20 protein-coding genes are annotated in these 25545 nt (G+C 40.7%); 14 read left to right on the plus strand and 6 right to left on the minus strand.

What is annotated here, in order from left to right; all coding sequences use genetic code 11:
* The first annotated feature begins 14 nt into the window (after window positions 1-14).
* Entirely contained in the window at window positions 15-884 is an 870-nt protein-coding gene (meaB, locus tag ACFQZX_RS19410) for a methylmalonyl Co-A mutase-associated GTPase MeaB (RefSeq protein ID WP_377118559.1), read from the plus strand.
* Window positions 885-945: 61 nt separating this feature from the next.
* Here the strand turns inward: meaB and ACFQZX_RS19415 are convergent, their stop codons facing one another.
* Entirely contained in the window at window positions 946-2238 is a 1293-nt protein-coding gene (locus ACFQZX_RS19415; protein ID WP_377118561.1) for an aminopeptidase P family protein, read from the minus strand.
* Window positions 2239-2386: 148 nt separating this feature from the next.
* Here ACFQZX_RS19415 and ACFQZX_RS19420 point away from each other — a divergent pair, with 148 nt between their 5' ends.
* The 10 genes from ACFQZX_RS19420 (at window position 2387) to ACFQZX_RS19465 (ending at window position 16201) form a co-directional block, all read left to right on the plus strand.
* Entirely contained in the window at window positions 2387-3745 is a 1359-nt protein-coding gene (locus tag ACFQZX_RS19420; RefSeq protein ID WP_377118564.1) for an OmpA family protein, read from the plus strand.
* Window positions 3746-3817: 72 nt separating this feature from the next.
* Complete coding sequence (locus ACFQZX_RS19425) at window positions 3818-3961, plus strand: DUF6728 family protein (RefSeq protein ID WP_377118566.1); 144 nt, start codon at window positions 3818-3820, stop codon at window positions 3959-3961.
* 11 nt (window positions 3962-3972) lie between these two features.
* A complete protein-coding gene (locus ACFQZX_RS19430) occupies window positions 3973-4353 on the plus strand; it encodes a RidA family protein (RefSeq protein ID WP_377118568.1) in 381 nt (126 codons plus the stop codon).
* 12 nt (window positions 4354-4365) lie between these two features.
* On the plus strand, window positions 4366-6474 hold the full coding sequence (recG, locus tag ACFQZX_RS19435) for an ATP-dependent DNA helicase RecG (RefSeq protein ID WP_377118570.1): 2109 nt from the start codon (window positions 4366-4368) through the stop codon (window positions 6472-6474).
* Between the two features lie 53 nt (window positions 6475-6527).
* Window positions 6528-7913 carry a M20/M25/M40 family metallo-hydrolase gene (locus tag ACFQZX_RS19440; protein WP_377118572.1) on the plus strand — a complete coding sequence of 462 codons (1386 nt, stop codon included), beginning with the start codon at window positions 6528-6530 and terminating at the stop codon, window positions 7911-7913.
* Window positions 7914-7971: 58 nt separating this feature from the next.
* Window positions 7972-9288: an MFS transporter gene (locus tag ACFQZX_RS19445; RefSeq protein WP_377118574.1), complete on the plus strand. Its 1317-nt coding sequence runs from the start codon at window positions 7972-7974 to the stop codon at window positions 9286-9288.
* Window positions 9289-9431: 143 nt separating this feature from the next.
* The gene (locus ACFQZX_RS19450; protein WP_377118577.1) at window positions 9432-11171 is read left to right on the plus strand and encodes a transcriptional regulator; all 1740 of its coding nucleotides are present in this window, start codon (window positions 9432-9434) and stop codon (window positions 11169-11171) included.
* Window positions 11172-11977: 806 nt separating this feature from the next.
* The gene (locus ACFQZX_RS19455) at window positions 11978-12568 is read left to right on the plus strand and encodes a TetR/AcrR family transcriptional regulator (protein ID WP_377118579.1); all 591 of its coding nucleotides are present in this window, start codon (window positions 11978-11980) and stop codon (window positions 12566-12568) included.
* A gap of 242 nt (window positions 12569-12810) precedes the next feature.
* Window positions 12811-14085, plus strand: coding sequence for an MFS transporter (locus ACFQZX_RS19460; protein ID WP_377118580.1), 1275 nt, complete (start codon window positions 12811-12813; stop codon window positions 14083-14085).
* A 46-nt stretch (window positions 14086-14131) separates the two neighbouring features.
* The gene (locus ACFQZX_RS19465; RefSeq protein WP_377118582.1) at window positions 14132-16201 is read left to right on the plus strand and encodes a prolyl oligopeptidase family serine peptidase; all 2070 of its coding nucleotides are present in this window, start codon (window positions 14132-14134) and stop codon (window positions 16199-16201) included.
* 121 nt (window positions 16202-16322) lie between these two features.
* On the opposite strand, the gene ACFQZX_RS19470 is transcribed toward ACFQZX_RS19465, so the two are convergent.
* Entirely contained in the window at window positions 16323-17192 is an 870-nt protein-coding gene (locus ACFQZX_RS19470; protein ID WP_377118584.1) for a PfkB family carbohydrate kinase, read from the minus strand.
* Between the two features lie 162 nt (window positions 17193-17354).
* Between ACFQZX_RS19470 and ACFQZX_RS19475 the strand changes: the two genes are divergently transcribed.
* The 3 genes from ACFQZX_RS19475 to ACFQZX_RS19485 all read left to right on the plus strand — a co-directional run bounded on the left by ACFQZX_RS19475 (window position 17355) and on the right by ACFQZX_RS19485 (window position 20429).
* Window positions 17355-18983, plus strand: a complete 1629-nt coding sequence (locus ACFQZX_RS19475) for an NADP-dependent glyceraldehyde-3-phosphate dehydrogenase (protein WP_377118586.1) — start codon at window positions 17355-17357, stop codon at window positions 18981-18983.
* A 183-nt stretch (window positions 18984-19166) separates the two neighbouring features.
* Complete coding sequence (locus tag ACFQZX_RS19480) at window positions 19167-19712, plus strand: peroxiredoxin (protein ID WP_377118588.1); 546 nt, start codon at window positions 19167-19169, stop codon at window positions 19710-19712.
* Between the two features lie 132 nt (window positions 19713-19844).
* A complete protein-coding gene (locus ACFQZX_RS19485; protein WP_377118590.1) occupies window positions 19845-20429 on the plus strand; it encodes a carboxymuconolactone decarboxylase family protein in 585 nt (194 codons plus the stop codon).
* Window positions 20430-20644: 215 nt separating this feature from the next.
* On the opposite strand, the gene ACFQZX_RS19490 is transcribed toward ACFQZX_RS19485, so the two are convergent.
* From ACFQZX_RS19490 to ACFQZX_RS19505, 4 genes are read right to left on the minus strand one after another with little or no spacing between them, the layout of a single operon-like run.
* Window positions 20645-22186 carry a DHA2 family efflux MFS transporter permease subunit gene (locus ACFQZX_RS19490; protein WP_377118592.1) on the minus strand — a complete coding sequence of 514 codons (1542 nt, stop codon included), beginning with the start codon at window positions 22184-22186 and terminating at the stop codon, window positions 20645-20647.
* Between the two features lie 4 nt (window positions 22187-22190).
* Window positions 22191-23246: an HlyD family secretion protein gene (locus tag ACFQZX_RS19495; RefSeq protein WP_377118594.1), complete on the minus strand. Its 1056-nt coding sequence runs from the start codon at window positions 23244-23246 to the stop codon at window positions 22191-22193.
* Window positions 23247-23258: 12 nt separating this feature from the next.
* Window positions 23259-24623, minus strand: a complete 1365-nt coding sequence (locus tag ACFQZX_RS19500) for a TolC family protein (RefSeq protein ID WP_377118597.1) — start codon at window positions 24621-24623, stop codon at window positions 23259-23261.
* A gap of 1 nt (window position 24624) precedes the next feature.
* Window positions 24625-25254 (minus strand): TetR/AcrR family transcriptional regulator, encoded by a 630-nt coding sequence (locus ACFQZX_RS19505; RefSeq protein ID WP_377118599.1) that lies wholly within the window; start codon window positions 25252-25254, stop codon window positions 24625-24627.
* Between the last annotated feature and the right edge of the window lie 291 nt (window positions 25255-25545).

The following is a 25545-nucleotide window of genomic DNA, read 5'->3' on the forward strand; positions in this document are numbered from 1 at the left end:
GTAAGCCTTTGCCAATGCCAAACAGCAATATAAATTTCCGGTCGGTTGCCCGTGCATTAACCATTGTAGAGAATAACCTTAATGGGTATGCAGAACTGCTTAAAGGCCTTGGTCAGTCTGATGTGCCTGTAACTGGCATAACCGGCCCTCCGGGTGCAGGTAAAAGTACGCTGGTGAACGCAATAATTTCTGGATTATTGGAAAACGAAAAAAAAGTAGCCGTATTGGCTATTGACCCTACATCGCCTTTCAACTTTGGTTCACTATTAGGAGACCGTATACGTATGGCTACTCATTTTAACCATCCGGACGTTTTTATACGCTCTTTAGCTACACGTGGGTCTTTAGGCGGATTGTCGGCCAAAACCATAGAATTGACAGATGTGCTAAAGGCATCGGGCTTTGACCATGTTATTGTTGAAACTGTAGGCGTAGGCCAGTCGGAGGTTGAAATTGCCGGTCTTGCCGATACAACTTTAGTAGTGCTTGTACCTGAAGCCGGCGACGAAATACAAAACATTAAAGCCGGTTTAATGGAAATTGCCGATGCTTTTATCATCAACAAAGCCGACCGTGACGGGGCTGATCTTTTTGTCAATAACCTAAAAAAGATCATACACCAGGATAAAGACAAGGTTTTGCCTGTATATAAAACATCAGCGTTAAAAGAAGAGGGTATAAACGAAATTATTCGGTTCATACTGTCAAATCCTCAAAAAGACAATGGCCGGCGCTTGGCTTTACTTACACAAAAAACCTATAACATCATCCAACAGCAAAAGATGGCAGGTATAGATAAAAAAAAGCTTCAGCAGGATATTGCTGAAGCTTTTAAAAAGGCTGACTTTAATATGTACAGGTTTGCATCTGAGTATATCGGGTGAATAGTTAAATTAAATCAAAAGCTTGAACCAATTGAATAACCACTCACTTAATTAGCCATCACTATTTAGCGTTCATTATTTCCTCAATTTCTTCAGCCTCAATTGGTATATGGGCCATTAGGTCGCGGTTGCCATCATGGGTTATCAATATGTCATTTTCCAGGCGGATGCCTAAACCTTCTTCAGGGATATAAATCCCAGGTTCGCAGGTCAGGATATTTCCAACCTCAAAAGGCTTGTAACGGCTGGCGTAATCATGTACATCCAAACCTAAGTGGTGGGATGTACCATGCATAAAATACTTTTTATATAAAGGCATTTTAGAGTCCTGCTTTTCAACCTCGTGCTTTTTAAGCAAGCCAAGGTCAATCAATTCACCTGTCATGATTTTACCTACTTCATCATGATATTCGTTCCAAACAGTACCGGCAACCAGCATTTTGGTGGCGGCCCGCATAACACGCAGAACGGCATCATATACATCACGCTGGCGTTTTGTAAAACGGCCATTAACAGGTATGGAGCGGCTCATATCAGCATTGTAATTGGCGTATTCTGCAGCCCAGTCAAACAGTATCACTTCACCATCCTGGCATACCTGGTTGTTTTCTACATAATGCAATACAATAGCATTTTTACCTGTAGCTATAATCGGGCTATAAGCATTCCCTGTTGCTCTTTGCCTTAAAAACTCATGAGTGATTTCCGCTTCAATTTCATATTCAGTTACACCTGGCTGTACAAATTTCAGTACGCGCATAAATGCATCACGTGTAATATCACAGGCTTTTTGAGCTAAAGCTATTTCTATTTCTGATTTTACAACGCGCAGATCGCGTAAAATAGGGGCCGAACGCATATAATTATGTAAAGGATACTTACGGCGCAATTCTTCCAGGAATCTCAGATCACGATAAGGCACTGTGTGCGCATACCTATCGTTTTCATTAGTATTTATATATATATTATCAGCATAATTAATAATACTATGCAAAATACTTTCGTATTCATGCAACCAAAATACTTGTTGTATGCCTGATGCTTTGCGCGCTTCTTCTTTGGTATACTTATGCCCTTCCCATACGGCAATATGCTCGTTGGTTTGTCTTAAAAATAGTACTTCTTTGTATAGTGGATTAGGACAATCTGGATATAAAATCAATATACTTTGCTCCTGATCGATACCTGACAGGTAGTAAAAATCCGCATTTTGTTTAAAAAGGAAGCTCTGATCACCACTTCTTGGAAATTCATCATTTGAATAAAAAACAGCTATAGAATTCGATTTTAATCGCGAAACGAAATTTTTTCTATTAATTGTAAATAACTGTTCGTCAACAGGTAGGTACTTCATAAATAATAAAATATTAATTTTTATTAAAACAAACTATTTTAATGTTTGTAATAGATATTGTGAATTTTGGAACAAGATTTGGTATTTGTTTCAAACATAATTACTAATTTTGAAAAAAATCACAATTAAATCGTTTAATCTTAAAACTATGAATTATTCTACATTACGAAAATCAGTTGCATTATCATTTGCATCTGTGCTGGTTGCCGGTGTAGCTTTGGCGCAGACAGATTCTACTGCCACTACTACCACAACCATGACCACAGACACAACAATGTCATCTGGAACCACTACTCCAAAAGTATTTGGTGGTACTGGTCAGTACAAAACTTGGAGTATCGGTATCAATGCCGGCGTAACTTCGCCTTTCAGCGCACTTGGTGGCTCTAACGACTTCCTGAAACCAGATCTTAAATTAGGTTACGGTTTATCTATCAGGGATCAAATTGCTCACAACTTTGGTATCCAGTTAGATTTACATGGCGGTAAAGTTGGTGGTAACAATAATGACCTTGATGCTACCGATCCAGTTTACCCAGTTAAAGAATTCGAAACCAAATTCTGGTCAGGTACTTTAAGTGGTGTTTGGAACTTCGCTACTATCGATTTCTTACACCGTACAAATTCAGTTAACTTCTTCGCTACTGCCGGTGCTGGTTTAGCTATGTATTCTGCTAAAGTTGACGGTGTTGACTTTGAAGGTACTTATGGCGAAAACGGTGACAGCAAATTCACTAAAGAATTAATCATACCTGTTGGTGCAGGCGTTAAATTCCGTTTGAGCGATGCGGTTGCTTTAAACTTTGGTTATACTGTTAACTTTGTTGATGGCGATAACTTTGACGGTTACAAAAGAGCTTATCCTACTAAAGATAAATACTCTTATGGTTACGGTGGTTTAGAGTTCACCCTTGGTTCAAGCTCAAAACCAAGCTTAGAGTGGGCTAACCCAGTTGCTTTAATGTATGATGAATTATACGATGCAGCTTTACGCCAAGAAGTTGAGGCTCTTAAAGGCCGTGTAACTAACGTTGAAAACGCTGTTAATGATCTTAAGAAAGATTCTGATGGTGACGGTGTATCTGATCAGTTTGACAAATGCCCTAACACTCCTGCTGGCAGCGTTGTTGACGGTTCTGGTTGCGTTATCGTATTCCCTAAAGCTGATTCAACTGCTACAGGTACTGCTTACTCTAACATCCAGTTCGAGTTTGACAGCTCAGTATTAAGAACTTCTTCTTACCCAATCTTAGATGCTACTTCAGCTGACTTACGTTCATCTGGTAAAACTGTTGAGGTTCAAGGTTATGCTTCATCAGAAGGTACTGCTGCTCACAACATGGCTTTATCACGTGACCGTGCTAACTCTGTAAAAACTTACTTAGTTAACTCAGGTGTATCTGCTTCTAAATTGAAAGTTAAAGCTTTTGGCGAAACTCGTCCAATCGCTGACAACTCAACTGAAGAAGGCCGCATAGCTAACCGCCGTGTTTCTTTCAAACAATAATATTACTTAATATTATCTCAGAAGCCCCCCGAATAACTCGGGGGGCTTTCTTTTTTTTACTAAATTTGTTTTATGTACTTTTTTAGAAAAAAAGACCCAAACAGACCTACCAGTTTCAACTTAAGGGTTATGCATACAATCAATGCTATTGCCATCATCCTGTTTTTGGCAGGCATTATCTATAAACTTGTGCAGTGGTTCTTTTTTTCAAAATAGCAAATAACACAATGAAGACTATCATCAACACTGACAACGCCCCTTCTCCAATCGGTCCTTACAGCCAGGCGGTTGCTGTAAACGGATTACTTTTTGTATCTGGCCAAATACCAATGAACCCGGCCACCGGAGAAATTATTACAACCGGCATTACCGATGAAGCAACAATGGTAATGGAAAACCTTAAAGCTATTTTAACAGAAGCAGGTAGCGGTTTTGATAAAATAGTGAAATCAACAATTTTCCTTACAGATATGCAAACCTTTGCCCAGGTAAATGAAGTATACGGTTCATACTTTTCAGTTGATTTTCCTGCAAGGGAAACAGTGCAGGTATCTGCTTTACCAAAAGGCGTTAATGTAGAAATATCTGTTATCGCTATAAAAGACTGATCTATTTGCAAATTGGAGAGTAAGCAATTTCAAACACCCATTGAGTATTTAAAAGGTGTTGGTGTATCGCGTGCCGAGGCGCTGAAAAAAGAGTTGCAGATATATAGCTTTGACGATCTTTTAAAACACTATCCATACAAATACATAGATCGTACACGGTTTTACAAGATAAAGGATATTCAGCCGGACATGCCTTATGTACAGGTGCTGGCCCGCGTAACCCAAAAAGAGATACTTGGCGAAAAACATTCTAAACGCCTTATTGTACAGGCCAAAGATGAAACAGGCTTTTTAGAATTGGCATGGTTTCAGGGTATAAGGTGGATTGAAAAAACTATCATTCCTGGTAAGGTTTACATTATATTTGGCAAACCGGGATTTTTTAACGGCAAGGCGCAAATGTCGCATCCGGAATTGGAACTATATTTTTCTGGTGCTAACCAGCAAAAAGGTAATCTTACATTACAACCAGCCTACAATTCTACCGAAAAACTTAAGCAGTTTAGCTTAGATAGCAAAGGCATTCAAAAATTGATTGCTACATTGCTTGAGCAGCATGCAAAAGATATTCATGAAAACCTGCCGCTTTACATCATTAACCGTTACAGGCTAATGAACCGTCAGGAGGCTTGCAGATATATTCACTTTCCGGATAATAGTAATCAGTTAAAGGAAGCACAGTACCGATTAAAGTTTGAGGAATTATTCTTTCTGCAACTCAAGCTACTAAAAAACAAGTTGCTGCGCACTCAAAAGTTTAAGGGTAATATATTTGACAAGGTAGGCAACTACTTCAACGAATTTTATCAGCATAAGCTCCCTTTCCCGCTAACCAATGCCCAAAAACGGGTATTAAAAGAGATAAGGCAGGATACACAACGCGGTGTGCAAATGAACCGGCTTTTGCAAGGCGATGTAGGCAGCGGTAAAACCGTTGTAGCCCTGATGTGTATGCTGCTTGCCATTGATAACGGCTTCCAGGCCTGCATAATGGCCCCAACAGAAATATTAGCGACGCAACATTACGAAACTATTAAAAGCCTGGTGGACGATGGCTTTATAGAGGTAGCATTACTAACAGGCTCTGTTCCTCAGAAAGCGCGTAAAGCCATACATCATCAATTAGAAGATGGTAGTCTGCATATTCTTGTGGGCACCCACGCGCTTATAGAAGATAAGGTACAATACAAAAACCTTGGTTTTGTTGTGATAGATGAGCAGCACCGCTTCGGGGTGGAACAACGCGCCAAGCTTTGGAGAAAGAACATTGTGCCACCACATGTTCTGGTAATGACTGCTACGCCTATCCCACGTACACTTGCCATGACAATGTACGGCGATCTGGATATTTCTGTGATCGACGAGCTACCCGCAGGACGTAAACCCATACAAACCATCCATTTTTATGAAGCCCAGCGCCTGCGTATGTTTGGTTTTATGAAACAGGAAATAGCTAAAGGCCGACAGGTTTATGTTGTGTACCCACTCATAAAAGAAAGTGAAAAGCTCGACCTTAAAAACCTGGATGATGGGATTGAGACTATGTCACGGGAGTTTCCCAAACCTCAATATCAACTCAGTATTGTGCATGGAAAACTTAAGGCTTCAGAAAAAGAATATGAAATGCAGCGTTTCATTAAAGGCGAAACGCAGATCATGGTGGCTACCACTGTTATAGAGGTTGGGGTGAACGTGCCGAATGCCTCCGTAATGATCATTGAGAATGCCGAGCGCTTCGGCTTGTCGCAGTTGCACCAGTTACGCGGTCGGGTAGGCCGTGGTGCCGAGCAATCTTATTGCATATTGATGAGTAAGGAAAAGCTCAGCAATGATGGCCGCATCCGTTTAAACACAATGGTAAAAACCAATAATGGTTTCGAAATAGCCGAGATAGATATGCAGCTGCGCGGGCCTGGTAATATAGAAGGCACCCAACAAAGCGGTGTGCTTGATCTTAAAGCGGCCGATCTTACTACCGATTATGAAATATTAACGCAGGCACGCAACCTGGTTATTGAAATATTTGAGAAAGATCCGCATTTGGCGGCACCCGAAAATCAATTGTTGAATCAGGCCTTTCAGCAAAAAAACGGTGGTTTAAGCTGGGATAAAATTTCATAGTGTTCTTTGGGTTGTCCTGTCAACTATTACATTTGTTTAATACTTCGCCTATTATGAAAAAAACGCTCTTTTTAGCTGCTTTATTAGGTTTTACACTATCATCTAAAGCCCAGGACTCATTAATGCTTCGTAAATTTTATGACGAGGCCTTAGTTAACGGCCAGGCCTATGATAATCTGCGCTTTCTTTGTAAAAACATTGGGCAGCGCTTAAGCGGCTCTGCCGGTGCCGAAAAAGCTGTTATATGGAGTAAAAAGCTGATGGATAGTTATGGCTTCGATAAAGTTTACTTACAGGAGGTAATGGTGCCGCACTGGGTTCGTGGTGCTAAAGAGCAGGCTTATATTATAGATGGCAATAAACGGATTGCTGTTCCAATAGCTGCGTTGGGCATGTCTGTAGCAACACCAAAAGAAGGCATCACAGCTAATATAGTAGAGGTAAAAAGCCTTAAAGAGCTGGAAACTTTAGGTGAGGCCGCTATTAAAGGAAAAATTGTTTTCTTCAACGGTGCGTTCGATCAGCGATTTATAGAAACTGGTCATGGATATGGTGCCGCAGGCATTCAGCGCTTTGCCGGGCCATCTGCAGCTGCTAAATATGGTGCCGTTGGAGCCATTGTAAGGTCTATCACACCAGCCCTGGACGATTACCCTCATACTGGTGGTACAGTATATATGGATGGCGTACCAAAAATTCCGGCTGCTGCTATATCTACACTTGCGGCTAATAAATTAAGCACTATGCTTAAACTTCGTAAACTGCCGCTTATTAAGTTTTACTTTAAGCAAAACTGCCAAACCCTGCCCGATGTAAAATCATACAATGTTATAGGCGAAATCAAAGGTAGCGAAAACCCTAATAAGTACATTACTGTTGGAGGGCACCTTGATTCGTGGGACCTTGCAGAAGGCGCCCACGATGACGGCACGGGTGTGACCCAATCGGTAGAAGTACTCCGCATCCTGAAAGTAACAGGTTATAAACCAAAAAACTCAATCAGGGCGGTGTTTTTTATGAACGAAGAGAACGGGCATAAAGGAGGCATTAAGTATGCTGAACAGGCCGCAGCCAATAAGGAAGATCATATAGCTGCCATTGAAACAGATGAAGGCGGTTTTACACCACGGGGCTTCAGCTTTGAAGGTGTTTCACCCACTTTCTTAAAAGAACTTAATAAACAATGGAAAGGCTTGCTTGAGCCTTACGAAGCCGACATGCTGGTAGCCGGGGGTAGTGGTACAGATATCGGTCCGCTGAAAGAAACCCTTCCTTCAATCCAGTTAATAGGTTTCCGTCCGGATTCGCAACGCTATTTCGATATCCACCACACACCAAACGATGTGTTTGAAAATGTTAACAAGCGTGAGTTACATTTAGGTGCAGCAGCTATCACATCGTTGGTTTACCTGATAGATCAGCATGGCCTCAGGTTCTAAATTTAAAAATGCATTTGAGGAGGGTTTTGCTGTAACTTTGCGCTTCAAATAAATTATAGTGTCAAACGACGACCAATCTATACAAAAAACCGATTCTTTTGCAGCCCTGCGCTACAAAGACTTCCGTTCTTACATAGGCATGCGCTTTTTTTTTACGTTTGCCTACCAAATGCAAACCACCGTACTGGGGTTTTATATTTATCAGTTAACGCATAGCAAAGTTGCCATAGCATTTATTGGCCTGGCCGAAGCTATACCTGCAGTAGGCATTGCGCTTTATGGTGGCTATATAGCTGATAAGTACGAAAAGCGTAAAATGCTTTTGATAATTTTTGCTGGAGTTTTTTTAGCGGCGCTTACCATGTTTATAGTAACACTTGGTAGCATGCGTTATATTGTGCCGGCGGGGTGGATATTGCCGGTGTTATATAGTATGATATTTTGCAATGGACTTGCACGTGCGTTTTATGGGCCGGCCACATTTGTAATATATGCGCATAGTATACCTAAAGAGCTGTATCCTAACGGCAGTACCTGGAGCAGCTCAAGCTTTCAGGTAGCATCAATATTAGGGCCGCTTACCGGCGGTGCCATTTACGGCTTTGCAGGCCATATTATACCAGGCCTTAGTGGTATTACCGCAACTTTTGCCTTTATACTTTTGTTTTTACTTGTAGCGCTTGTACTGGTTTACCTGCTTCGTAAATTTCCACCTGTGTTTATACCAAAAGAAAACATCTGGAAAAGCCTGAAAGAAGGCTTGAACTTTGTGTTTACTAACAAAGTAATGTTTTATGCCATGAGCTTAGATCTCTTCTCTGTGTTTTTTGGTGGTGCAGTGGCCCTGTTACCTGTTTTCGCCCTGGACATCTTAAAAGTAGGTTCAGAAGGTTTAGGTATCATGCGTATGGCAACCTCGTTAGGAGCAGCTTTAACCATGATAACCATGGTAAGGTTTTCACCGATGAACCGCCCGTGGAGAAACTTGCTGATAGCGGTAACTGGCTTTGGTTTATCCATTATTGGTTTTGGTTTATCCCGGGTATTTTACCTGTCGCTTGTGTGCTTGTTCTTACAGGGGGCTTTTGATAGTGTAAGTGTTATTATCAGGGGTACGTTGATGCAACTACTCACACCAGATCACATGCGCGGCCGGGTATCAGCCGTAAATTCCATGTTTATAGGGTCATCCAATGAAATTGGCGATTTTGAATCGGGTATGGCAGCAAAACTTTTAGGTACAGTGCCTGCTGTTATTTTTGGCGGCAGCATGACTTTATTGATTGTAACTGTTACCTGGTTAAAAACAAAAAAGCTAATACCATTATCACTAAAAGAAATTCATGCCCCAGATAACCAGGCTCAACAATTGTAATTAATTAAACATCATTTAATTTAACTCTTTTTTAATCTAAACTGACTTTTTTCTTTCCTATATTTAGCATCTTAAACATCCCCCTGTTTAAGTTTAACTATTAACTAATCTGTACCCACTTGAGTATGCTTCGCTTTCGGAGTATGTTTGCTTTTATTTTTGTATTGCTATTTGGTGCATTTCCTGCCATTGCCCAATCTTTACAGCATCCTTTCTATCAGCCTGGCCTATTTGCCTCATTAAAAGATCCTTCAGAGAATAGCCGTGTCAAAGCCGCAAGGTCTATCTATAAATCAAACTGCCGTAAAATGAATCGGGCGGATGCAATGCATTCCCTGCACGATTTGATAAGGCTTGCAACTAAGCTTAACGATAAGGGCCTGCAATGCGCGGTATATGATATGTGTGCCGATTATTACTCGGTCAACCGCGGATATAACCAACTAAGTAACCAATACTATGATCAGGCTATTGCCTTCGCTCAAAAGCAAAACATGCGAATGGAAGCCGGAATTTATCAGCACCGCAAGGCTAATTATTTGTTTTTATACAAAAAAAATACTGAGGCTTGCCGGTATTATCTGCTATCTGAAGAAAACCTACGTGAAGTTGGGTTTAGCAAGGTGCCCGATATAGGTAATCTTTTTTCTGAAACTGCGAACTTTTACTACGCAGTAGGTGATGAGGATAATGCACGTGAAAATTTACGCTATGCTTTAAAGTACCAGCCCGAACCATCCCGTACAAGGGTGAATATTATTAATACACTTGGGTTGTCTTATCGTAGTGCTAAAGAGTACAAACCTGCTATTAAGTGTTTTTATAGCGCGCTTTCCCAGGCACAACAAATTGGCGATAGTGTATGGGCTGCAATTGCAAAAGGCAATATAGGTTCAGTTTACTTTTTACAGCAAAATTACGCAAAGGCGTTACCACTTATTCGTGAAGATTATCAGCAATCTGTTAAATATAAGCAGGTTTTAAACTCCGGTATAGCACTTTTACGCCTTGTACAGATCAATATCAAGTATAATTTATTTCAAGAGGCGTCACTTCAACTTGATACTGCCTATAGTATATTATCACATACCGGCGAAAATGCCTTAATAGAATGGGTGCATTATTATGAATTAAAAGCCATTGTCAATGAGCACACTGGTAATTTTTCTCAAGCTTCAAAATATCATAACGTAGCTGAAAGCCTAAGGGATAGTGTGGATAAGCGCGATAATATAGCTGCTATTGATCGTGTAAAAATGCAATGGATAAAAGAGAAGAGCCATCAAGAGTTTAACGCCCTAAGAAAAGCTGCGGAAAACGCAGCTTTTAAGCAAAATGCCATAATAATTGTATTACTGCTGATATTAATAATTATAATACTTATATATAACAGGCAGAATTTAAAGGCAAAAAAAGACAAAGAGTTGTTAGCTTCAGAAAAATTGAGGCTGGACGCAGAACTTGAGAATGCCATAGACGCTCTACATGGTTACACTGAAAACCTGAGGGAAAAAAACTCAATTATAGAGCAGTTTAAAATTGAAATTGAGCGATTAAAGTCACCTTCTGATACCGTCGAAATTATGGCTAATCTCGAAAAAATGGTACAAGCTCATATCATGACAGAAGAAAACTGGACTGAGTTTAAGAAATTGTTTTCAAGAGCACACAATAGCTTTTTATATAATTTAAGGCAATATGATGGTCTATCTACAACTGACACGCGGTTGCTTACATTGATTAAATTAAAACTTAACAACCGTGAAATGGCTGGCATGTTAGGTATTACTATTGACGGGGTGAAAAAGGCGAAGCAACGTTTACGTAAGAAATTAAACCTGTTTAGCGATGAAGAAATAGGAAAATTTGTAAATAATCTTTAAAAACGTAGATAAAAACTCAAATAAATTATTTGTCTTGATTTTGTCCACCCCGTAAATTGTTAAAATGGCTTTTTATAACGCATTTTTGGGTATAACTATTGATTAAAAAGCACAATGTGCTGTATTTGCAATTAAAAAACAAAGTTTTTACATTAATTTAATGTAAAAGCTGTACATTTATAGTGTAGTAGGAGATATAATATACTCCTTTACCCGCGCTTTAAAGTATCGTTTTAATTACAAACATGCTTTGTAATTAAGTTGCTATGCATGCTATAATGTTTGCCAAAACGATTTTACTATTTGTTTAACGTTTACAAAAACCCCTAAAATGGAAACAAAACAAAAAAAGCACTGCCCACATTGCCAAAAAGGACGACTTAGCAGCCGTACACGCAGACCAGTATTAATAAAAACTCTTTTATTCTGGCTGCCTATTAAAAGGTATTCCTGCAATTTTTGCAATAAAAAATCATACGTATACGGATCTGTTTGGGAAGACCCGGATCAAAAGAAAACACTGATTAATACGATTTAGAAGGGGGATTTTCTGAATCAATTATGTGCATCTTCATCACCTATCGGGCGCAATGTCCGATAAGGTGTGGGATGTTTAGTGTTTTGTTCAAGCAAACACTATCAGGCGGTTTAGAATTGTTTGCAGTATCATGGGCTTTCTTCGGCCACGTAAGGTTTTACTTATCCTGCTTTCCTTTCATTTTTTTTTTAACCTTAATTGACCATCCGTATAAAAGAAATTTATCTTTTATATAAATGAATGAATATTCATTTATATTTGTTTATATATGAGGATAAGGAATATTGATAAAGTACTGTTAGTAAAACAAAAGGCCATTGAACTTATAGTGAAAGATGGGCTGGAGGGCTTCAGCATGAATAAACTGGCCAAGGCCTGCAAAATTTCTGTAGCTACGCTTTACATATATTATCAGGACCGGGATGATCTTATTATTAACATAGCAGTGGAAGAAGGCAAAAAAATGAGCGAAGCATTATTGAAGAATTTTGACCCTGCAATGGGTTTTGAAGAAGGTTTGCGTATACAATGGACCAACCGCTATCAGTACATGCAGGAAAACCCATCCATGAATTTATTCTTCGATCAATTGCGAAGTTCAAGCTATCAGGAGAAATTTCTAAAAAGCTTTTTATCAGACTTTAAAATAGTGATGGGTAAGTTCATGCAGAATGTAATAGCCCGTGGCGAGGTGGAAGAAATGCCTTTTGAAGCCTACTGGTCTGTTGCCTTTTCTCCACTATACTCATTAGTAAGGTTTGATCAGGAAGGGCAAAGCCTGGGAGGGCAACCTTTTAAAATGACAGATAAAGTACTCTGGAAAACATTTGATCTGGTAATCAGAGCGCTTAAAAAATAAGATTCTATCATGGACAACTTTGATCACATATTGCTCTTTAAAACCAATATTAATTGCGATAAAAACAAAAAGTTTCTGCATGCAATATTTGACACAAATCCGGCTATCGACTGCTGGAGCATTGATATGGAAGATAAAGATTGTGTATTGCGGATAGTTTCCTACCATCTATCACACAATGATATAATCAAAACACTAAACCATCATGGCTTCCAGTGCTGTGAATTAACTTAACCCACATAATGAAAAATGAACAAACGGTACCGCTAACCAGTTACCAGAAATTTGTAATATTTATTTTAGCTATCACTCAGTTTACCGTGATACTTGACTTTATGGTTATGTCGCCATTGGGCGATATGCTCATGAAATCGCTTAGTTTAAAGCCGTCAGCCTTTGGGGTGGCAGTATCAGCGTACGCCTTCAGCGCTGGTGCTTCGGGCCTGCTAACAGCAGGATTTGCCGATAAATTCGATCGGAAAAAGCTGTTCCTTTTCTTTTATTCCGGGTTTATTATCGGTACCCTTTTTTGCGGATTGGCGCACTCATATACAGCACTTGTTGCCGCCCGTATTGTAACCGGGTTATTTGGCGGCGTGATAGGCTCTATATCCATGGCAATAATTACCGATCTGTTTGCTTTGCAGCAACGTGGACGGGTAATGGGCTTTATACAGATGGGTTTTGGCGGAAGCCAGGTTTTGGGCGTCCCGATAGGTTTATATCTGGCAAACTTATGGGGGTGGGAAGCACCATTCTGGATGGTAGCTGTTCTAAGCATAGCTATAGCCTGCTTAATCGCCATAAAACTAAAACCGGTAACACAACATCTATCAATACAAAAAGACAGATCGGCCCTTACTCATTTATGGCATACCGTAGCAAAAAAAGATTACCGCGTTGGCTTTACCGCAACAGCTTTACTTTCTATAGGCGGTTTTATGATGATGCCCTTTGGCAGCGCTTTCGCCATAAATAATTTGGGACTAACCAACCGGCAATTGCCAATGCTTTTTATGGTGTCGGGAGTTAGTTCTTTATTAATAATGCCTATGATTGGTAAGCTAAGCGATAAGATTGATAAGTTTAAGTTGTTTGCAGGAGCCTGCGTATGGATGATGGTCATCTGCATTATATATACCAACCGTACAATAACCCCCTTGTGGTTGGTAATGATATTTAACGTATGCATGATGATTGGTATTATGAGCCGTATGATACCTTCATCTGCATTAGTAAGTGCCATACCCGAGATGAGCGACCGTGGGGCATTTATGAGTATCAACTCGTCAATGCAGCAAATTGCCGGAGGTGTAGCTGCGGCCGCAGCGGGTATGATAGTTACTCAAAACGGTAAAGGCACCCCTCTGCAACATTATAATATTGTAGGATATGTAGTAGTATGCATTACCCTTATTAGTATTTTACTGATGTGGCGTGTAAACAACCTCACTAAAAAGCGAATGGAAAGTAAAAACGTAAGTATCCCGGAACAAGCGGTAATACATGAAGGATAATAAGCTTATCAAATTGTTTATATTTAGCTCGTTCTAACTAATCACAATGAAAAGAACTTCCCTGATTACTTTAATGACTACTGCCGCTATAGCTGTAAACGCACAAACTAAATTTAATCCGCCTAAAACTAAGGCTATACCTGTAATTGATACGCTGCATGGCGTACAGTTAACTGATAATTACCGTTGGCTTGAGGATAAAACTAATCCTGAAGTTATTGAATGGACAAAAAAGCAACATGATTACGGTGTTGAATACTTGTCTAAAACTCAAAAAGAACATCCCGATTTAAAGAAGGGGATTGCTGCCTATCTTAACATGGACTATGAAGGTCCGTTAAATAATGTAGGCAAACGTGTTTTTCAGACTGTTAAAAAGAAGGGCGACAAACAATATAAAATATATACCATATTAGATGGAAAAAAAATATTGATATGGGATCCTGTAAAACTGGACTCGGCAGGTAAAATTTCTACCAGCGGTGTTGCTTATACTTATGATGGCGAAAGGGCTGCAATAAGTGCGCAAAGGAGCGGTGCCGAAGTTAATACCGTGTATTTCATTGATACACGTACAGGTAAACAGATACATGAGCCGATCACAAATACATCTGGTTTTAGCTGGACAAAAGATCAGCAGCATGCCTACGTAACCCTGCGCAGCCAGGAGGATGTAGATAAGCAACGCCCCCTTAAAACTTACCATATTAAAGTAGGTGACCCTATAGAAAAAGCAACTTTTGTTGGTACAACCGCTGACGCTAAAAACAGCTTTTTTATTTACGATAACCGATATAGCGATGTAACTTTTAGCGGCGAGGGCGATTTTTACTCCAACAGCCTTAAAATGCGCGCGATCGGCAGCCTTAAAGAGGGTAAGCTAATCTACAACAGTAAAAAGTTTCAGGCTTATCCGGAAGCTATAGGCAACAGGCTATATATTAAAACAAACGATAACGCGCCAAACAGCAAACTGATGGTAGCTGACAAGCTGCATCCTGAGTATAAAAACTGGAAAGTGCTTATACCGGAAAGCAGCTCGGTCATGGAAGATTACGTGGTGACCAAAAACAGCATCATTGTTCAGGATAAAAAAGATATCCAGAGCCGCTTGACTATTTATGACCTTAATGGCAAAAAGCTTCGCCCAGTACCACTGCCCGAGGAAGGCAGTATTGGCAGCATCAGTTACGATAGGGAAGAAGATAAGCTCTACATATCATTGGTTACCTTTACCTCTACCCCAAAAACCTACGTATGCTCGCCGGCAGATTATAAGTGGAAACTTTTTTATCAGCGCCATTTGCCTGTGGACATGAGCCAGATAACCGGCGAGATTAAATTTTATACTTCTAAAGACGGCAGCCGTGTACCGGTATTTGTAGTACACCGTAAGGATATAAAGTTAGACGGCAAAAACCCTGTACTACTTACTGCCTACGGCGGCTTCCAATCTGGTATCAAGCCGGGATATTTTGGTTTTTACGCGCCTTTCATACAGGCTGGCGGAGTAGTAGTTCAGCCGGGCATTCGCGGTGGCGACGAGTTTGGCGAAAAGTGGCACCTGGATGGCATGCTGGCCAAAAAGCAAAACAGCTTTGATGATTTTTATTCCTGCGCCGAGTGGCTCATAAAAGAAAAATATACCACAGAAAGTAAAATAGTTGCCCTTGGCGGCAGTAACGGAGGTTTACTGATGGGGGCATCGGCTACGCAGCGGCCCGATCTGTTTAAAGCCATTGTATGTGAAGTACCCTTATTAGATATGCTGCGCTACCATAAGTTTTTGATTGCCCGTTACTGGATACCGGAGTATGGCTCGTCAGAAGACGCGGAACAATTCAGATGGTTGTTGCGCTACTCGCCCTACCACAACATACGTGCGGGTGTAAACCTGCCGCCTATGCTCGTAACTGCCGGAGCTAACGATACCCGTGTAGACCCCATGAACGCTAAAAAGTTTGTTGCAGCATTGCAAAATAATCTCGGTCAAACCAGCCCTGTTATCCTGCACATGGATTTTGACAGCGGACACGGCAGCGGGCAAAGCACCCAACAAGCCATAGACAATTGGACGTTTATATTCGAGTATGTGATGAACCAGTTGGGGATGTAATTACAAGCGTAGTTGATTTAATCAAGAGCTCTATCAGTATTATTGGTAACAATGCTGATAGGCTTGCCTTTTGTTAGCGCTTTATCAAAGCTCTTGAGTGTCTTAACCACATCATACTCGCTTATCCCCGCTTCATCATCGCCAACACTTCCTCTTCTGTACCCTCAAACGGACCGGAAGTTTCAATCTTAAGCCCTGCCATGGCGGCGGCGAACTCCCCGGCTTGTTGTATATCAACACCTTTAACACGTTTATACAGGTAGCCTGCCATATAAGTATCGCCACAACCTGTGGCATCAACAATTTCGGTGGGCTTATAGGCCGGTATAGTATAAAAAATATCGTCAGATAATATAACTGAACCCATACTGCCCAGGGTAACTACCACTTCTTTTACGCCCCATTCGGCTAATACTTTTGCGCCTTGTTTAATATCGGGAATGCCGGTAAGTACCTCTAATTCATGCTCATTTACCTTTAATATATCAATATATTGCAGGGCTTCGCGCTTGTCGGCCCAATCAATAGCATTCACCTGCTGGTTTACAACTTCACGCAGGTAGCCTTGGGCATCAACAGAAACGTTCCCCCGCTCAAAAAGCGATTTGATAAATTCTGTAGACATATCATCGGCCAGCAAAGCGCCTAAATGAAAAATGGTTGCTTCAACATCTTCCAGGTCCCCGGTAGTAAATGCATCCGCCTTTTGCAAAACGCGTTGCGTGCGGTTATCCTGGTTATCGCCATAAATATTTTCGAAGTAAACGCTGTGAGCGCTTGGCATAACCTTTACATCGATCCCTTTATCGGTCAACGTGGCAACATTAGGCAGTTCGTTACCGGCAACGGCAGTAACCAGTTTATATTTAACATCCATATTACGGATGGCGTTCGAAAAGTAAAAAGCTGTGCCGCCGGCCATGTGTTTTTCGGCTTTGGGTGTTACAACTTTATCAAGGGTAATATGGCCTATACAACAAATATCGTACATCAGGACTTAAATTTATATTTGGTTGGATTGCAAATGTAGTATTCTGCCTGTCATATCATTTACAACAATTGTGAATATTATAAAAAGCAGACTATCAACCATAAAAATTTGGGACGAAATTACTTTATACATTAAATTGCATTACACAAAATCTATCTATATATGGATAACTTTAAGGATAACCTGCGGGCTATGTTTGTACCAGAGGCAAATATACCCGCCGAGCACCGCATTGAGGAGATACACCAGCGCGAATATCTGGTCAATGGCGAACTGCGCCAGTGGAGCGGCGATGTAAGCGAGGTTTACTCACCCGTTATGATACCTGCTGCCGACGGGACCCTACAACGCAAACTAATAGGAACATATCCGGTATGTACCGAAACCGAGGCAATGGAGGCTTTGGATGCCGCGCTGCAAGCTTATGATAACGGCCGGGGTGAATGGCCTACTATGAGTATAGCCGACCGCATTAAGTGCATGGAGCGTTTTGTTTATAAAATGAGCGAGCAGCGCACGTTAATTGTTAAACTCATTATGTGGGAGATAGGCAAATCATTAGCAGATGCCGCTAAAGAGTTTGACCGTACTGTTGAATATATCAATGCTACTATCGACGAGCTTAAAGACATTGACAGGCAATCATCCCGCTTTGAAATGGCTGAGGGCCTGGTAGCGCAAATACGCCGCTCGCCATTGGGTGTAGTACTATGTATGGGCCCTTTTAACTACCCGCTGAACGAAACCTTCACTACACTTATACCTGCCCTGATAATGGGTAATACCATATTGTTTAAACCACCAAAGCATGGTACGCTTTTGCATTACCCACTGTTAGCCGCATTCAGAGATTCCTTTCCGAAAGGGGTAGTCAACACGGTTTATGGCCGGGGCGCCGTAGTAACACCAGGACTTATGGCAACTGGCAAAATTAATGTATTGGCTTTTATTGGCAGTAGCAAGGTTGCAAACGACCTGAAGAAACGCCATCCTAAAATAAACAGGTTACGTGCTGTATTAAGCCTGGATGCAAAAAATGCGGCGATTGTTACCAAAGATGCGGACATTAAACTGGCAGTCAGTGAATGTATTTTAGGCGCCCTGTCCTTTAATGGTCAGCGCTGTACAGCTATCAAAGTAATATTCGTACATCAATCTATTGCCGATGACTTTCTTAAATTGCTGGCAGATACCGTAGAAGCAATGAAACCGGGTTTACCGTGGACCGAAGGTGTAAAACTTACGCCTCTGCCAGAACCACATAAGCCCGACTACCTGAAAGATTGCATAGACGATGCTATTGCAAACGGGGCTAAAATAGTAAATCAGCACGGCGGCATAACAGCCGGCTCATTTGTATTCCCGGCAGTGGTTTATCCTGTTAATGAGAAAATGAAATTGTATCGCGAAGAGCAGTTTGGCCCAATAATACCGGTTATTCCTTTTAATGATATTGAGGAACCGATACAGTATCAGATAGATTCTCCGCATGGCATGCAGGTAAGTATATTCAGTAATGATGCAAAAGAGATATCGGCGCTGATTGATCCATTTGTTAACCTGGTAAGCCGTGTTAACATCAATAGCCAGTGCCAGCGCGGGCCAGATGTATTTCCGTTCACTGGCCGTAAGGACAGTGCCGAAGGCACATTATCTGTTCATGATGCCTTACGCTCGTTCTCTATTCGTTCATTGGTAGCCGCTAAACTTAACGACACCAATAAGCAATTGATCAACGAAATTGTTAACGATAACGACTCCAACTTCTTGAGTACAAAGTTTATTTTGTAAGTGAATATAATTTAAAGATAAGAAGGGCGCTTATAGCGTCCTTTCTTGTTTTGAACCTATAACTATGAGTTAACAAATTAATGGTTTAAATAGATAAAAGCTATAATGGTATAGATATTTAAAATAAATCCGGGCCGGATTTTATCTTATCTTTGTTGCATAAATTATAAAAAAACAACATATATGTTAACGATAGGACAAAAATTTCCCGCTTTTAGTAAAACCGCTGTAGTTTCTTTAGAAAAAGGTAAAGAGTTTGAAACTATTACTTCTGAGTATCTGACTAATGAAGATAATGTTTGGACTGTAATGTTCTGGTGGCCAAAAGATTTCACTTTTGTGTGCCCTACCGAGATTGCCGAATTCAACAAAAACTACGGTGAATTTCGTGACCGCGATACCCGTTTGATCGGCGCTTCTACTGACAGCGAATTTGTTCATGCTGCATGGAGAACTCATCACGATGACCTTCGCGATCTTAAATTCCCGATGCTTGCTGATACTTCAAAATCTTTAGCTGAAGAATTAGGCATCCTTGAGCCAAACGAGAAAATAGCTTACCGTGCTACTTTCATTATTGACCCACAAGGTATCATCCGTTGGGTATCTGTTAACGATCTTAACGTTGGCCGTAATGTAAAAGAAGTATTACGTGTATTAGATGGCTTACAAACAGATGAGCTTTGCCCTTGCAATTGGGAAAAAGGTCAGGAAACCTTAACTGTTTAATCAGGTAATAAAATAACTTATTTAACCACAAAGCTCACAAAGGAACACACAAGGATGCACAGAAATTTAACTTTGCGCCCTTTGTGAAACTTGGTGACCTTTGTGGTTTTTCTTTTTAATAATAAAACTACCATGAGCGAAAGCACCGAATTAATCCAGGAAATATTACAAACCGTTGGCCAGCCGGCTGATTACCGTACCGACGCCCTACAACTTTTAGAAACAGGCGAATCTCGTTACCTGCGCGATTTTAAGCTGAATTTTACCAGCACCCTTACTTCAGAGCATTTAAGTGCAAAAGAGTGTGCCCTTTTAGGACTTAGCACAGTTGTAAATAACCAAAATACAGCGCTGATACAGTATTATACTAATGTAGCTAAACAAAATGATGCTACAGATGCAGAAGTGGCCGAAGCTGTTGGATGCGCTTCTTTATTAGCTTCAAATAACGTATTTTACCGTTTCAGGCACTTCACTCAAAAGGAAAAATATACGCAGATACCTGCCCGCATACGCATGCAGTTAATGATGAAACCTGTTACAGGTAAAGAGTTTTTTGAATTAATGAGCCTTGCTATCTCCGCCGTAAACGGCTGCGAAATGTGTGTAAACGCACATGAAGACTCATTAATAAAATTGGGAACTACAGAAGAGCGTATTTTTGATGCTGTAAGAATTGCATCATTGGTAACTGCTACAGGTAAAATTATTTTTTAAGCAAAAAAATGAAAGGTTAAAAAATAATGTTCAATAAATTTGGGTTTGTTAATTTAAAAGCCTTAATTTTAAGGCTTAAAGATAACCAATACCCCTGTTATCAATAATCAATCACAATCCTGTAATAGTTAAAGATCCCAGGGGGATTTGGAATTTAATTGTTGATTTTTTGGAGAAGCCGTTCTGTTTTTATAAACAGAACGGCTTTGCTTTTTTTAGTGGGCATCTGCCACCGCTTTTAGCCTTTTAAATGGCTGCAGATATAGTAACGGTATCGAAAATAGCATGATCAAACCTGATACCCAGTAAGCGTCATCATAAGTTAAAAGCAGCGTTTGCCTTATTATAGTTCCCTCAATTGCCGCATAAGCCATATGAGTAGCATCTATCATTGATTTGCCTTTAGCCATAAATCCATGCATCAACAAATTAAAGCGTTCGTTAAATGCCGGGTTATAAGGGTTGATATTGGTGATAAGGTTTGATCTGTGGAAACCCTGGCGAACGTGTATAAGTGTTGTAAGCGACGCAATACCAAACGAACCGCCCAATTGCCTCATCATGTTATTCAACCCCGAACCCTGGCCAATTTCCGGGCCTTTCAGGTCGGCCATTGCCAAAGTGGTCAAAGGAACGAATAACAACGCCATACCTACCCCACGTACAAGTAGTGGTACCAATACGTCTTTCTCGCCTGTGGCCAGTGTTGAGTTGCTTAGCATCCAGGTAAACACAAAGAACAGGAACATACCACCGGTAGCCATAAACTGGGCAGGAACACCTTTGTTAAGCATTTTACCTATGAAAGGCATCATGGCAATGGTACACAAACCACCCGGAAACAGCAGCTCGCCGGTTTGCTGCGCATTAAAGCCTAACAAATTCTGGCAAAACACCGGGAATACAAATACCGAACCATACAACCCAAAACCGAGGATAAAGGATGTGAACATCCCTACGGCAAAACTTCGGTGTCGCATTATGCTAAAATTTACAATAGGGTGGTCAGTACTTAACTCGCGCCATATAAATAATATGGTGCCTATTACAGCCATTACGGTTAATACAATAATGTAGGTTTTTGCAAACCAGTCTTCCGATTCACCTTTTTCCAGAATAGTTTGTAAACTACCTACTGCAACAGCAAGTAAAGCAATACCCCACCAATCTATGGGCTTCTTTGCATCTTTTGGTGTTTCCCTAACAAATGTATAGGTGAGAAAGAGAGCCAAGGCCCCCACTGGTATATTAACATAAAATATCCACGGCCAGGCATAGTTTTCAGTTATCCAACCCCCAATAGTTGGCCCTACAGTAGGTCCAACTACTGCGCCTAAGCCAAATAGTGCTGTAGCGGTACCAATTTGTTCGCGTGGCCAGGTTTCAATCAATATAGCCTGAGCTGTAGATATTAATCCACCGCCAGCTATACCTTGTAGTATACGGAAAATAACCAGTTCATTTAACGTACTTGCGTTACCGCAAAGGAATGATGCTATAGTAAAAACAACTATAGACGCCATAAAATAGTTTTTACGGCCGAAGCGTCCGCCCAACCACCCCGACATAGGGAGAATGATAACGTTTGCTACGGCATAACCGGTAACCACCCATGCAATATCCTCAAGAGTTGCGCCAAGGTTACCTTGTATGTGCGGAATAGCCACGTTTACGATGGTGGTGTCGATCAGCTCAAGCAACGACGCCATGATCACCGTAATGGTAATTATCCACTTTTTAAAGCCAGTTTCAGCCATTTTATTAGTCTTTGGTAATTACAGAAACATTTACGCTCATACCTGGGCGTAATCTGGCAATATCTTCTTTACTGCCTTTAAGTTTTATTTTTACAGGTACACGTTGCACAACCTTAACAAAGTTACCAGTAGCATTATCTGGTGGAAGCAAAGAGAATTTTGCACCTGTAGCGGGCGAAAAATTGTAAACTTCGCCTTCAATTTTCAGATCCGGGTAAGCGTCCACTTCAACATCCACTTTCTGTCCGTTACGAATATCCTCTAATTGAGTTTCTTTGAAATTGGCAGTAATGTAAAGGCTGTTATCATTTACAATAGAAAATAATGTTTGCCCGGCTTGTACCAACTGCCCAACCTGTACATTCTTTTTGGCAGCAAGGCCGCTCGCAGGCGATTTAATATTGGTATAAGATAATTGCAATTTGGCATAGTCAACCTCTGCCTGGCGGGCAGTTACGCCGGTATTAGTAACCTTTAACTGGCTGCGTGTTGTACCAACCTGCTCCTGGGCAGCTTTATACTGATCGCGGGCAGCATTATAGTTAGCCTGGGCAACAGCTAAATCTGCTTTCGCCTGATCAAATTGCTGGCGTGTAACAGACCCATCTTTGACAAGGTTAGCATACCGGTCATAATCTTTACGTACTTTTTCAAGGCGTGCCTTTGCGGATGCAACCTCTGCCTTAGCGCTTGATGAGTTGGCGGCAGTAGCATAGATCTGCGATTGACCAACATTAATACCGGCGCTTGCACCTTGTTGTGCAGCCAAAGCCTGCTCAACTTTAACCTTGTAATCGCGGTCATCTATTTTAACCAGTAACTGACCTTTATTTACGTGAGTGTTTTCTTCAAATAAAATTGAATCTACATATCCACCTACCCGAGCAACAACGGGGCTTATATCGCCGTCTATCTGCGCATCGTCTGTATCAACGTGCTTGCTGAAGTATATATATTCTTTTATACCAAAAATAGCACCGCCAATAAGTATGATCCCTAATATGATAGGAAGTACCCTATTCGGTTTCTTTTTAGTTTCTTCTGTTTCCTGAGTTGCCATTGTGTTATTCTGTTATTTGTTAAGTTTTCCTGTTGATTTTAATAATGTATAATATGCAAGGCCAGCATCGGCTTTAGCCAGTTCCAGGTTAATCTCAGCCTGGTAAAGCAGGGTTTGGGCATCTGCACGGTCTGTAGCTGATGATATATTGCTGCGATATTTATTTTCCAATATGCGGTTATTCTCCTGCGCCTGGTTTATTGAGGTTTGTAGCAGGTTTATTTTTTCTACAGCCATTTTATAGTTCTGGTAGCTTTGATTTACCTCATTGCGGATATTATCTGTAGTGATGCCTTTATTAATTACTACCTCTTCGCGCTGTAACTGGGCTTCTTTTACTTTGTTTTTATTGTTCCATAGTGTACCAAAGTCCCAGCCTAATGTTAAACCGATTGATATCGGCGTTATAAAATTTCCGGATTTAGGAAGCGGATTGCCAGAAACGCCAACATAATAGGCGCTGCCAGATGCTGAAAGCGTTGGCGAAGCATTGGCTTTAATACTTTTAACATTGGTTTCAGCAACTTTGGCACGTACATCTGCCTGTCTTAACTCTGCCCGGTTAGCCATGGCGCTATCCAGATAGGCAGATAATGTGCCTATAGCTTGTGCCCCTTCATTGATCTGTGCAATGTTAAGCTCGGTACTTTCAGGTAAACCTAACAGGATGTTCATGTTGTAATTGATGATCTTGCGGTTATTTTCCAGGTCGATACCATTCAGTTCGATATTGGAACGTTGGAGTTGAAAACGTAAAACATCATTTTTAGTCACAAGCCCTTGTTCAAAAAAGCGCTGCGATTGCTTGATCTGTGCATCAATGGTGTTTAAATTTTGCTGTACAACCTTTTGGCTTTGCAGCACTTTGTACAAGTTGTAATACGCATTGATTATTGCATAAGCGATCTGGTCTTTGTCGTTTTCGGCGTCAAGGCGTGCTACTTCAGTGAGTAACGTGGTTGATTCGCGGGCATAACGCAATTTGTTACCAGCCCAAATTACCTGGTTTAATGATAAAGTACCTAAGTACGCGTTAGCGCTTGTTGGCAGGCTAAGGCTTTCTTCGCCAAGTTTAAGGGTGTGTGCCGGTATTTGTGCACGGTTGTAGCCAAAACTGGCGCTACCTGTTGGCAGCGAACGGTCTTTTGCCTGCTCGTACTGTGATACGGCCTGGTCAATGCGAGATTGTGATAGCTTGAGCTGTTTACTGTTTGCCAAGCCAAGCTGAAGCGCCTCATTTAAAGTGATTGTTTTGTCCTGTGCGGCGGCAGGATTAGCAACCAGCAATGCCAAAAACATTACGACAATGCTACATGCGGCCTTAAAGGTTTTGCTTGTTCTGGAAGGTTTCAAGTGTAAATTATTATATGTTGTCATTTTAATTCTGTAAGTAAGATTTTAACAGCTTTTTCATGTAATTTTTAAAACGCGGCTTTAGCTTTTCTTCCTGTTGTTTTACATCCATTACATCATAACCCAATACAGCCGATGATATATGAGGGGTGTTGATTAAATAGTTTTTAGTACCAAACATGGTAGCTACTAAAAGCTCCTTGTCAGCATCTTTAATAAACTCACCGCTTTTTATACCATCTTCTATTATACCCTGAAATACAAAAACATTTCTCATTACAATACTGGTAATCTGGTCGGTAAGCTCTGTTTTTTTTGATTTGGAAATTTCCCGGTTAAGCATGATATGAAAGCAGTTATTAGTTACAACACGCTCTATATAACTGTCAATAAATTTTTCCAGCTTTTCCCATGCATTGATGCTTTCATCGTTACCTATACCTAATAAAGTAGCCTGAAAAGTGGATATTCTTCTTTCAAAGATGGCCAGGAAAACTCCTTCTTTCGAGCCGAAGTAATAGTTAAGCATCGCCATATTAACACCAGCTTCACCGGATATCATCCGGGTTGATGCTCCATCATAGCCGTGTTCTGCAAACACACGTTCGGCTACGTCGAGTATATGGTCCTTTTTATCTGTTTTTTCCTTTTCCATTTTTTTTGTCCCATGCAAAATTAATCAAGCGATTGATTAATTTTGTAATCATATTGTCATTTGAGAATAAATAGCTCTTAATCAGTAATAAAAATTAAAGCAACCAGTTAAGAAAAGCATCTTTGTCGATTACGTTTCAAATCGGAACATGCAATAATTACACCAATCAAAAGAGGGCAAAAACAAAAGAAGCTGTCTCAAAAGGGCAGCTTCTTTTAGTTTCAGGTGTATTTTTTGCAACTTAAAGGCATGGGAGGCAAGGTAGTCTTTAAGGAATATGATCCTGACCAG

It is taken from the genome of Mucilaginibacter litoreus, assembly GCF_042676805.1.
In the GTDB taxonomy this organism is placed as follows: Bacteria; Bacteroidota; Bacteroidia; order Sphingobacteriales; family Sphingobacteriaceae; genus Mucilaginibacter; species Mucilaginibacter litoreus.